This is a genomic window from Polynucleobacter sp. 35-46-11 (genome assembly GCF_002281105.1).
In genome coordinates this window covers 1-11,250 of sequence record NZ_NCFJ01000058.1, presented here as the reverse complement: position 1 = coordinate 11,250, position 11,250 = coordinate 1, and the positions used below count along the sequence as shown (strand labels likewise).

Sequence of the window (11,250 nt, the reverse complement as noted above, 5' to 3'; positions counted from 1 at the left end):
GTGCACTCTCTAAACTGACATTCGCACGATTCAATAAGTTGCCCTGTAGTTGCTCTAATAATTTAGGTGCCAGTGTGGCTTGACCCCTACTCAAATGAATCGTACTCACTGAATAAATATCATCCTCAATTTTTACCGCCTCTAGAGTTTGTGGAATTTCTTGATTTTGATATGGGAGTTTGCGTTGAATCTTTACAGGCTTGCCTGGAAATAAAGCACTATAGCGATCTTGCGGAGACTGCACTGTCCGCCAATCTAGCTTGGGACTACAAGCAGAAAGTAGCAATGCAAGCGCTAGAACTACACCAAACTTACGGAGCATATGTTTAGACAACACCTGCACTATGTGCTTGTTGATCAGCATGGTAGCTAGATCGCACCATCGCACCCACGGCCGCATGAGAGAAGCCCATGGCATAAGCCTCTTCCTCAAAATGCTTAAACACATCTGGATGAACATATCGCTGCACTGGAAGGTGGTGGCCTGAAGGCGCCAGATACTGGCCAATAGTCAGCATGTCGATATTGTGCTCACGCATATCACGCATGACTTCTAAAATCTCTTCGTCAGTCTCACCCAATCCAACCATCAATCCACTCTTGGTTGGAATGTGGGGGAAGCGTTCTTTAAAGTCTTTCAATAGCTTCAGAGAGTGTGCATAGTCAGCACCAGGACGCGCCTGCTTGTACAAACGCGGTACGGTTTCTAAATTGTGATTCATGACATCGGGCAGACCTTGAGGTGCATGCTCAGAAAAAATATCTAAAGCCTTGTCTAGGCGACCACGGAAGTCTGGAACCAACACCTCAATACGGGTGCCTGGAGATAAATCACGTGATTGAGAAATGCAGTCCACATAATGCATGGCGCCACCATCGCGCAAATCATCACGATCAACGCTCGTAATCACCACATAATTGAGTTTTAAAGCGGCGATGGTGCGCGCTAAGTTGCCAGGCTCTTTGGTATCCAGCGGATCCGGTCTGCCGTGACCCACATCACAAAACGGACAACGACGCGTACATTTGTCACCCATGATCATGAAGGTAGCAGTGCCCTTACCAAAGCACTCACCAATATTGGGGCAGCTTGCTTCTTCGCAAACAGTTACTAACTCATTCTCACGCAGAATTTTTTTGATCTCAGAAAAACGTGAATTATTAGAGGCGGCCTTTACACGAATCCAATCAGGCTTTTTGAGCACCTGCTCTAGGGGCACGATCTTGATCGGAATACGCGCAGTTTTCTCGCTCGACTTTTGCTTTCGGGAAGCATCGTAATTCAGGTCTTGGCGACTATTGCTAGTGGCGGCAGTGTCGAGATCCGGCTTATTGGTGGTCATGATGAAGTCAGTTGCTTTTGCAAATGCCCTAAAAGGGTTTGGCTAATAATGTCTATATTGTCCTTGATCCCAAGGGTTTGCATATCAACCGTCCTTAAGCCCTCATACCCACATGGGTGAATACGGGAAAAAGCCTCTAAATCAGTCGATACATTCAGAGCAAGGCCATGATAGGAGCATCCTTTTGAGACTTTCAGGCCCAAAGCAGCAATCTTTGCACCCCGATACTCGGATGAAACTGGACTCTCCTGGGCAATATAAATACCAGGCGCACCAGCATGTCTTTCTGCCTGAATACCAAAATCTGCGAGGGTATCAATCAAAGCCTGCTCGATACGGGAGACGAGCTCTTTTACAAAAACTCCCAAACGCCTAAGATCGAGTAGAAGATACACCACGATTTGGCCGGGGCCATGATAAGTAATCTCGCCACCGCGATCCACCTGAACCAAGGGAATTTGATTGCTAGGGGAATGTAAATTACTCGCATCGCCCGCCAAACCCAAAGTGAATACTGGCGGATGCTCCAAAATCCAAATTTCGTCTGGAGTTTCAGCATTTCGCTGCTGCGTAAAATCGCGCATCGCTTGATAGGTAGACTCGTAATCAGCCACCCCTAAATTTTTTACTAAAAAACTCATGCAAATAATTTAGAGGACAACACTAACCAAAGGATGCGTGGATAAAGTGCGATACAGCTCATCTAATTGCTCGCGGCTGGTTGCAGTAATCGGCAAAGTAATACCTAGATAATTTCCATCTTTAGAAGGTCGTTGCTCAACCTTGCTCTCATCAAGAGTGGGGTCAAATTGACGGGCAATGTGCAAAATTGCTGGCAAGTATTCTGGATTGGTTTTACCCATCACCTTAATAGGAAACTCAGATGGATATTCGATAAGAGATTTTCTATCTTCAGTCATGTATTTGATCTTTCTAATTTGCTTGGTAGTTTATTGATTGCGATGATCAGGCATACCTAACCAAGCACCGGTGATGATGTTACGTATGCAATGTAGACGTCGGTGGAAAAAATGATCTGCGCCTGGCACTACCTGAACAGTTAATTCTTGAGGACGCGCCCAATCTAAGACATCGATCAAGGGAATAGTTTCATCCACCTCGCCATGAATCAAAATCGTATCGGCAGGTACAGGTGCCAAGACCCACTTACCTGCAGCACTTCCGACCATGACGAGTCGTTCAGCTGGGCGTCCAAGTTCTGACAAACGTTGCACTAAATGAGTCCCAACAAAACTTCCAAATGAGAAACCAGAAACGACTAAAGGCAAAGTATTTGCAGTCTGGGTCCACGCTTGTTGTGAGCTAGCTTCAAATTGATTCCAGCTTGAGGGAGTTCGCATCCAATCAGTGACATGCAGTAGATCTTCCATCTCGCCAATACCGTCATCATGCACACCAGCAGAAGCCCCTACGCCTCGAAAATTCGGACGAACACTGACGTAACCCAACTGATTAAAAGCACGCGCCATAGTTTGTGCGACTTTGTTATCCATCGTTCCACCCATTAACGGATGAGGATGGGCAACTAGGGCTAAACCCCTCACTAAAAAATCAGTATTCGTTTTTAACTCATCCGGTAGGTCAATCGACATTTCGATTTGACCCACAACACCATCAATATGAATGATTTTTGTACGGCTATTCATGGAAACGCTTTCTGAAATCTTTTTAAGCTAACTGCAAACGCTCTACTGGGCGCCCCTGCACTAAGTGTGACTGAATAATTTCTTCAATATCTTCAGTGTCGACAAATGTGTACCAAATACCCTCTGGATAAATTACTGCTACCGGTCCATCAGCGCAGCGATCTAAACATCCTGCCTTGTTTATGCGAATTTTTCCTGGGCCTGATAAACCCAACTCTTTCACACGACTTTTTGCATACTCAAATAATGCAAATGCATTATGACGATCGCAACAATCTTCGCCATTCTTACGCTGGTTTAGGCAGAAAAAAACATGGTGCTTAAAGCTCATACATTATCTCAATCAAGTTTTTGAATTAAAGGTAGTCCGATTTCGGAGTGCCCAAATTAACGCCAATGGCAACCATACTACTGAAACCCATTGCATTAGTTCATTAAAGTGTAATAGCCGGCCCTGGTGCCACTGCCGTAATGTCAAAATGAAGTAAGGATTGTCTGGTAAGAGATTAATTGCCAGTGTGGCACTCAGCAAACAAGTGATCGCAAGCCAAACTTTATTGCTTACCGAAAACCGGAGGGCCCATCTCAGTAACAGACTTCCCAGCAGCATCCCCCAGATAGCGCCAGCCGTGAGCCACACCAAGCTAAATACTGCCCCGAATTGCAATGCCGTAAAGGCAATTTTTACTATAACGGTGAAGCAAAGCAGGCTATTCAAGATTTTCCACTGGGGAGCTTTTGTACGCATCCCTAGCGATAGTAAAAGCCCGGCACCCAACCAGCAAACCGCTGTAATGATGGATTCCTGTACAACATGGTTTATCACCATAGTTCCCCAGTCAACCGAGGCAAAAATCGCATGTCCCCATACTCCCGTTCCAAGCCAAGAACTCTGAGGGTAGATCTGAGTCCAAGGAAAAAGGAGAAACAGGGCGCAAGCGGCCCAGTTCAATCCAAACCATTGGTCAAAACGACGGCGCACCACACTACCAGAGAGCCACTGAGGGCCTAAGGGGATAGCCAGTAGGCCGCCTAACAAAGCGCCCAATACATTGGCCCACCAATCCATTTGGCTCGGTATCCGGGTGGGTAGCCAGGTTTGCAAGGACTCCACGCTCAATGCTAAAACTGCACTCAAGCCCAAAGCAATTCCTAAGGCAACAAAATTACGCCAACGCGGATAACAGGCAAAGACCAACATAAATCCCAGGGGAATATAGGCCAAGATATTGACCGAGACATCAAATAGCGTGATGAAGCGAGGCAAAGGGGCATCTAACCACGCTAATGCAGCAATACCATTGTCAAAGTGGAAATCAAAGGGATTGAGGCTGACATAAAGGATTAAAAGCGCGTAGCTCAAACTAATGGCCCTGGCTAAAGGCATCGCCTGGAGGGGCCAAACAAACTTGCGAGGACGCTGATCTTCGTGATGCATTCCCTTATTCTAGGTCAGCTAGGCTAGATCTTTCTACAATAGGAAAATGAATCCGAATTGCATCCTAGAACGTGTTGCTAGCACTAAATCGACCAATGATGATTTATTGGCCCGCTGGCGCGCAGGGGAATTAATCGATCCTGTTGCTCGCATTGCCCACGAGCAGACTTCTGGCAAAGGCAGGGCTGGAAGGGCTTGGCTTTCCAGCCCAGAAGACACCCTATGCTTTTCCTTGGCCTACCCATTCAATAAGCGCCCTAATGAGCTTAGCGGACTCAGTTTAGTAGTAGGGCTGGCAGTCGTCTCCGGCATTGCTGAGGCTCTAGGAACCAATGAACACGCACTCTATCAGCAAGGTTTAAGACTAAAGTGGCCAAACGATTTACTGCTAAATCATTCCAAACTTGGTGGCATTCTGATTGAAGGTGGGCAAAGCAACCCAAGCTCACCTACGTGGATGGTGATCGGGCTGGGCCTAAATCTACGCAATGCATTAGTGCTTGCAAAGAATCTGGATACCCAATCCTCACTTGGTGTTGCTGCTTTGGATCAACTCGTTCCCCACCAAACACCTCTTCCTGATACTGAGTTTATTTGGCTAAAACTCATTGATTCATTTGAAAAGCATTTAGCTCAATTTAAGCAACATGGATTTGGCTATTTTAAAAATTCATGGGCGCAGTGGGATGCATATAACAATCAATCTGTTTGCATATCAGGCGCAGGCAAAGAGCCTATCATCGGAATTTCTGCTGGTGTTGATGACGCTGGCGCACTGATCCTAAAGCAGCAGGACAAATCCATTGTCATTCATGCAGGCGATGTTTCTTTGCGAGTGCAATCATGAGTCTCTATTTAGTTTTTGATCTTGGTAATACTCGGCTGAAGTGGGCCGCCGTCGAATCAACACAAAACATTTCAGACCGCAACAAAAAACTGTGGTCATATTCTGGATCGATTAGCAACAAGTCATTCAAATCACCCGAGCTACGTGCTGAGCTATCCGACTATATTTCTAAAACAATACCAAAACCAGATGCAATTGCATTTTGCTGTGTGGCTGGCAATGCTGCAATTCAAAATCTACGCAGCCTATTTCCGCAATGGCAAGAGCTTGAATGGAAGCAGCTTTCAGGTGGCAGTACTTATGAGGGTGTACGCACACTCTATCAAGACCCAAGTAAACTGGGTGCAGACCGATGGGCCGCACTGATTGGTGCAAGAGCACTCTCCAATACCAATACGCTGGTGATTAACGCTGGAACTGCCACGACCATTGACCTACTGGGCGGTAACGGCGTTCACTACGGTGGCTGGATCTTACCGGGTCTTAGCTTGATGCATGAGAGCCTTCAACAAAATACTGCCCAACTTCCATTAGTAGTTCGCCCTAGTAAGCCTGAAACACAAGGGGGCTTTGGCATAACAACGGATGAAGCTATTACCGGAGGGTGTGATGCAGCTCAAATGGGAGCAATACTGCAAGCAGTGTATTTAGCCAAAGCAATGAATCATCCTGTCGAACGAATTTGGCTTGACGGTGGTAATGCCAAAATTTTGGCAAATGCAATTAAACAATTTCCTGAGCTAGCGACCTTACCCATTGAGCCTATCGAAGGCTTGGTACTGCGTGGGCTTTGGGCTTGGCTCTTGCAAAATCTTTAAGTACTAGCTCTTTTTAATTTGCTGTGCTTAGCTAGTGCGAATCTTACCCAGTAGCGTTGTAGTAGATCGCTCATATAAAAATGGAATAGCGACTGCTTTGCCGCCCCAAGTTTTTACCAAACGCGTTTCTTCAAGGGTATCGATCTCATAATCTCCACCCTTGACATAAATATCCGGATGAATTTTTGCAATCAGATTAACTGGGGTCTGCTCCGTAAATAATACGGTTAAATCTACACTCTCTAACGCCGCCAATAAAGCCTGGCGGTCAGCCTCGGTATTAATAGGCCTGTCATCGCCCTTACCCAACATTTTGACCGAGGCATCTGAGTTCACGCCCACGACCAGACTCGCTCCTAATGCTCGCGCTTGAGCCAAGTAACTAGCATGTCCGCGATGCAAAATATCAAAGACGCCGTTCGTAAACACCAGAGGTCTTGGTAGTTCGGAAATACGAGCCTCCAGGTCTGCCAGCGCGCAGACTTTGGACTCAAAAGAAGGTAAAGGTAGGGAGCTCATAGCGTCATATTAATGGCATTGAGCCAGGCTCAACGATATTTGTCAGAATGTCTTAGACTTGGACATCCCCACCCCTTTTATAGGCTCAAAATGATTCGTAACTTGCCAAGACATTTATTGGCACTTCTCTTTCTGGTGTCTGCAACGCAATTGGTTCAGGGTGCGCCAACAGCATCACCCAACTGTAGTCCTCTTTTGTCCCACAGTTTTCCGAGATTGCAGGATGAAGCGCCTCAAAGCCTATGCCAATATCAGGGAAAAGTCATTTTGGTCGTCAATACAGCGAGCTTTTGCGGTTTTACAAGTCAATATGAGGATCTAGAGAAGGTATATGCTAAATACAAAGATCGTGGCTTAGTTGTATTAGGATTTCCATCAAATGATTTTGGGCAACAAGAACCAGGTAGCAATAAAGACATTGCTGACTTCTGCAAAAATACCTATGACGTAAAGTTCCCTATGTTTGCTAAGAGCTCGGTCAGTGGCAGCAAGCCCAATCCTTTATTTAAGATGCTCATTGCTAAAACTGGTACAACCCCCAAATGGAATTTTTATAAATATCTTATTGATCGCAATGGTAATGTAGTGGATTCATATGGCAGCTTGACTAAACCAACGAGCAGCAGCATTACTAGTGAAATAGAGAAACTTCTTGGAGAGAAAATTTAGTGGGTAAGAAAAAAGTTGCCATCATAGGCGCCGGTATTTCTGGTTTGGGATGCGCATATGCATTAAGACAGCACCCGGACTTGGATCTCACTGTATTTGAAGGCGGTAATCATATTGGCGGTCATAGCAATACAGTAGATCTCACAATAGAAACTTCTGAAGGTAAGCTGACTCACGGGGTAGATACTGGTTTTTTGGTATTTAATCGTAAAACCTATCCCCGCTTAGTTCGTCTATTTGAGGAAATTCAAGTTCCAATTGCTCCATCAGAAATGTCTTTTTCTGTCTCGATTGATGCCGGAGAAAAAATAGGGCGCAACAAAAAGATTGAATGGGCCGGCAACGACATCAATTCTTTTTTTGGACAAAGAAGAAATTTATTCTCATTGTCATTCTGGAGAATGGCTTATGACATCCTACGCTTCAATCGTCTCGCCACTCGACTCGCAGAAGAACAAATCACTGCTAAGCTTGAATACTCAGAGCCAGATGAGCGTATTAAAGATTTTTTAGATCGCAACCGCTTTAGCACTAGCTTTAGAGAAAATTATTTCTTGCCAATGATTGGTGCTATTTGGTCATGCTCAGTTGAGCAGATGCTGGAATTTCCAATTCAGACCATGGTTCGCTTCTGTCACAACCATGGTCTTTTACAAATTCAAAATCGTCCGCAATGGCTTACTGTTAAAGGAGGTTCGAGAGAATACGTGAAGCTTTTAGTCGCGGCGCTAGAAAAACAGCAAGTCCAATTTGTGCGCGAATCGGTTTCTCGTGTCAATGCCCGTAAATCAGAAAATTCTCAGGTCGAAGTCATTACCCCCTTAGGATCTCACTGGTTTGATGAAGTAGTGATGGCTTGTCATAGCGATCAGACTTTAGAGTTAGTCCATGGCATTGACCAAGATGCTCGGAATATTTTGGCCTCTGTACCTTATCAAAAGAATCGTGCAATTTTGCATACAGACCGGAATTTTTTACCGGCCACTGAGCGCTGCTGGGCAGCTTGGAACTACACTGCAAAATCTGGTGCGACACCAACCGCGCAACAACACGTCAGCGTCAATTATTTAATCAACCGCTTACAACCTCTGCCTTCAGCATTCGATAGAACGCAAATTATTGTGAGCCTAAACCCACTAACCGATCCCAACCCATCGCTAGTCCATGAAGAAATTCATTACTCGCATCCCGTATTTGATATGCGCGCGGTCCAGGCACAAAAAGAGCTGCCCTTAATTCAGGGCAATTCCTCGATTTGGTATTGCGGCGCATGGACTGGGTTTGGCTTTCATGAAGACGGTTTACGTTCAGGTGAATTAGTGGCAATGGATCTAATGGAAAAAATTGCTCATCGCGCCCTGCCCAATTCCATTAAAGATGTTCAGTAAATGAATTTGCCAACGATTAATTTTGGTACGGTAAAGCATCGGCGTTTTCGTCCCGCAAAAAATGCGTTTGGCTACGGTGTATTTACTTTATCCATTCCAATGCGTGCACGCAGGAACGATCCGCAACTACTCAGTAAGCATGGTCTCAAAGACAATCAGTTCGGACTTTTTTCATTCTTCGATCAAGATCATGGAATAGGGAATGTAGATAGCCTGTCATGGATTGAAGCGATTCTTGAGCAGCACCACATTCAGCATATTGATGGCGAGATTTGGTTGCAAACCTTCCCGCGAGTACTAGGCTATGTCTTCAATCCTGTCAGCTTTTGGATCTGCACTCAAGCCAATGGACAAGTTCAGGCTGTATTGGCTGAAGTGAATAATACTTTTGGCGAACGACACTGCTACTTACTTCACCATGACTCTGGTGAAGCACTGAAATCTGGAGAGACCTTGGTGAGCAAGAAAGTGTTTCACGTATCACCTTTCTGCGATGTTCGCGGGGAATACCATTTCCGTTTCTTATTTTCACAGGACAGTCGCTCCAAGAGAAATATCGTTTGTCGAATTGAGCTCCATGAGGATGGAAGTCCATTGATCAACACCAGCATCAGTGGCCTAGCTCAACCCCTGAGTAAAAGTGCACTTTACCTTGCCTTTCTACGCTACCCGCTAATGAGTCTTGGTGTGATTGGCCGCATTCATTGGCAAGCATTGAAATTATGGCTAAAAGGTGTACCCTTTCATTCAAAACCCAAACCACCAGAACTTGAAATTACCCGATGAATCGCCCCGGTCAATCACTACTGTCTCGCCTCACCTTCTCCCGTCCGGATAGGCCGAAATCAAAGCAACAGCAATATCGTGCAAGCACACACACCCTTTTAGGTCTCTTAGCGCAATTGCGAAGTGGGCATTTGGTTCTGACACTGCCAAATAAAGAAATAAGGGAATTCGGAAATAAGTCAGATCAACTACATGCAGAGATTCAGGTTTTAGATTGGTCTGTATTTAAACAAGTGCTATCCCATGGCGATATTGGCTTTGCCGAGAGTTATATTCGAGGTGAATGGAATACACCTGATCTCAAGGCTGTTCTAGAGCTAGCTATTCGGAACCGCACCATTCTAGAAAAAGCAATCTATGGGAGTTGGTTGGGCTCCATAGCGTATCGCCTGAGACATTGGTTTAGAGACAACTCCAAATCTGGAAGTCGTAAAAATATCCATGCTCACTATGATCTAGGTAATGCCTTCTATAGCCTCTGGCTAGACCCCACTATGAGCTATTCAAGTGCATGGTTCTCAGAAGGTGATAAGCAATCACTGATGGATGCGCAGCGCGCAAAAATCAAACACATATTAGATTCCATCCATGCTAAACCAGGCGACCGACTACTAGAGATCGGCTGTGGTTGGGGTGGATTTATGGAAGAAGCCTTACGCAATGGCAATCAAGTTACCGGTCTCACTTTGTCAGCAGAGCAAAAATCCTTTGCTGACTCTAGACTTCAAAAGGTAGTTACAGAGACAGGGAATGCACAGCAATTCGAGGTGCGCCTACAAGACTATAGAGACTGTACTGAACGATTTGATGGGATCGCCTCCGTTGAAATGTTTGAAGCGGTCGGCGAGAACCATTGGGATGAATATTTTCAAGTAGTTGCAAATCGACTCAAAGCAGGGGGTCGAGCCTGCATCCAAACTATCGTCATAGCAGAAGACTTATTTGATCGCTATCGACACAGCACCGACTTTATTCAGCAATATGTTTTCCCAGGCGGCATGCTACCCTCACCAAGTAAATTCAAGGCTGCTGCTGCCAGCGCAGGCTTAGAGGTTGAAGCTGAGTTTGCATTTGGTTCTGACTACGCTAAAACCTTATGCCTATGGCGTGATAGCTTTAACCAGAAGATTGAAGAAATCTATCGCCTTGGATTTGATGAGGCTTTTATTCGACTGTGGAATTTCTATCTCATGTATTGCGCTGCTGGATTCTTCGAAAAGAATATTGATGTTGTGCAATACACCCTCAAACACCAAGATGCTATTCACTCAAGCGATGCCCTGTGCCCATGAAACAAAAAGGAATTAATTCATTTGTAAATCAACGTATTTGGATCATCGGCGCTTCCAGCGGAATTGGTGAAGCCTGCACTCAGGCCTTCATCAAGGCTGGCGCAAAAGTCGCTCTTTCTAGTCGTCGTACTGAACGCCTCAATGCCCTTGCTAAATCAGCGCAGTCGGAGCAAGCATTGGTACTCCCTCTTGATGTCACCAAGCAAGAGCAAATCCTATCTTCCTACCAGAAAATTCTAGGGGCTTGGGGCGGTCTAGACCTACTACTATTTGTTTCGGGCGTATATACCCCCTTACGCGCTGACAATTTTGATTTTGAGATTGCACAGAAGACAATTGATGCCAATCTACTAGGGCCTATGCGGGCAGTGAGCATTGTTTTGCCCAATATGCTCAAAGAGCATGCCGGTCATATTGCTATCGTGGGTAGCGTCGCCGGATACAGTGGATTACCAAAAGCCCTTGCATATGGGCCGAGTAAAG

Annotated in this window: 13 protein-coding genes and 2 pseudogenes; 7 read left to right on the top strand and 8 right to left on the bottom strand. The window is 45.5% G+C overall.

Annotation, left to right across the window (positions count from 1 at the left end; genetic code table 11):
• The 7 genes and pseudogenes from B7Y67_RS06650 to B7Y67_RS06620 form a co-directional block, all read right to left on the bottom strand.
• Positions 1 to 322 (bottom strand): annotated as a pseudogene (locus B7Y67_RS06650) (hypothetical protein); the annotation flags it as partial.
• 4 nt (positions 323 to 326) lie between these two features.
• Positions 327 to 1,280: pseudogene (gene lipA / locus B7Y67_RS06645) on the bottom strand (lipoyl synthase); the annotation flags it as partial.
• Positions 1,281 to 1,339: 59 nt separating this feature from the next.
• Positions 1,340 to 1,984: a lipoyl(octanoyl) transferase LipB gene (gene lipB / locus B7Y67_RS06640; protein WP_293597967.1), complete on the bottom strand. Its 645-nt coding sequence runs from the start codon at positions 1,982 to 1,984 to the stop codon at positions 1,340 to 1,342.
• 9 nt (positions 1,985 to 1,993) lie between these two features.
• The gene (locus B7Y67_RS06635) at positions 1,994 to 2,263 is read right to left on the bottom strand and encodes a DUF493 family protein (protein WP_114654086.1); all 270 of its coding nucleotides are present in this window, start codon (positions 2,261 to 2,263) and stop codon (positions 1,994 to 1,996) included.
• A gap of 30 nt (positions 2,264 to 2,293) precedes the next feature.
• The gene (locus B7Y67_RS06630) at positions 2,294 to 3,010 is read right to left on the bottom strand and encodes an alpha/beta hydrolase (protein ID WP_293597966.1); all 717 of its coding nucleotides are present in this window, start codon (positions 3,008 to 3,010) and stop codon (positions 2,294 to 2,296) included.
• Positions 3,011 to 3,032: 22 nt separating this feature from the next.
• Complete coding sequence (locus B7Y67_RS06625) at positions 3,033 to 3,341, bottom strand: ferredoxin (protein WP_215302172.1); 309 nt, start codon at positions 3,339 to 3,341, stop codon at positions 3,033 to 3,035.
• A gap of 12 nt (positions 3,342 to 3,353) precedes the next feature.
• Positions 3,354 to 4,448 carry a VanZ family protein gene (locus tag B7Y67_RS06620; RefSeq protein WP_293597965.1) on the bottom strand — a complete coding sequence of 365 codons (1,095 nt, stop codon included), beginning with the start codon at positions 4,446 to 4,448 and terminating at the stop codon, positions 3,354 to 3,356.
• Between the two features lie 46 nt (positions 4,449 to 4,494).
• Between B7Y67_RS06620 and B7Y67_RS06615 the strand changes: the two genes are divergently transcribed.
• Together B7Y67_RS06615 and B7Y67_RS06610 are read left to right on the top strand one after the other, a co-directional pair.
• On the top strand, positions 4,495 to 5,295 hold the full coding sequence (locus B7Y67_RS06615) for a biotin--[acetyl-CoA-carboxylase] ligase (RefSeq protein ID WP_293597964.1): 801 nt from the start codon (positions 4,495 to 4,497) through the stop codon (positions 5,293 to 5,295).
• Positions 5,292 to 6,113, top strand: a complete 822-nt coding sequence (locus B7Y67_RS06610) for a type III pantothenate kinase (protein WP_293597963.1) — start codon at positions 5,292 to 5,294, stop codon at positions 6,111 to 6,113. The genes B7Y67_RS06615 and B7Y67_RS06610 overlap by 4 nt, the downstream gene beginning before the upstream one ends.
• Before the next feature lie 27 nt (positions 6,114 to 6,140).
• Here B7Y67_RS06610 and rfaE2 read toward each other — a convergent pair whose 3' ends face one another.
• Positions 6,141 to 6,632 (bottom strand): D-glycero-beta-D-manno-heptose 1-phosphate adenylyltransferase, encoded by a 492-nt coding sequence (gene rfaE2, locus B7Y67_RS06605; RefSeq protein ID WP_293597962.1) that lies wholly within the window; start codon positions 6,630 to 6,632, stop codon positions 6,141 to 6,143.
• A gap of 90 nt (positions 6,633 to 6,722) precedes the next feature.
• On the opposite strand from rfaE2, the gene B7Y67_RS06600 reads away from it, so the two are divergent.
• The 5 genes from B7Y67_RS06600 to B7Y67_RS06580 form a co-directional block, all read left to right on the top strand.
• On the top strand, positions 6,723 to 7,301 hold the full coding sequence (locus tag B7Y67_RS06600) for a glutathione peroxidase (RefSeq protein ID WP_293597961.1): 579 nt from the start codon (positions 6,723 to 6,725) through the stop codon (positions 7,299 to 7,301).
• Positions 7,301 to 8,689, top strand: a complete 1,389-nt coding sequence (locus tag B7Y67_RS06595) for an NAD(P)/FAD-dependent oxidoreductase (protein ID WP_293597960.1) — start codon at positions 7,301 to 7,303, stop codon at positions 8,687 to 8,689. Before B7Y67_RS06600 ends, B7Y67_RS06595 begins: the two co-directional genes overlap by 1 nt.
• On the top strand, positions 8,690 to 9,475 hold the full coding sequence (locus B7Y67_RS06590) for a DUF1365 domain-containing protein (protein WP_293597959.1): 786 nt from the start codon (positions 8,690 to 8,692) through the stop codon (positions 9,473 to 9,475).
• Positions 9,472 to 10,767 carry a cyclopropane-fatty-acyl-phospholipid synthase family protein gene (locus B7Y67_RS06585; protein WP_293597958.1) on the top strand — a complete coding sequence of 432 codons (1,296 nt, stop codon included), beginning with the start codon at positions 9,472 to 9,474 and terminating at the stop codon, positions 10,765 to 10,767. The genes B7Y67_RS06590 and B7Y67_RS06585 overlap by 4 nt, the downstream gene beginning before the upstream one ends.
• The coding region (locus B7Y67_RS06580) for an SDR family oxidoreductase (protein WP_293597957.1) at positions 10,764 to 11,250 on the top strand (487 nt) is incomplete at its 3' end. The genes B7Y67_RS06585 and B7Y67_RS06580, both read left to right, overlap by 4 nt.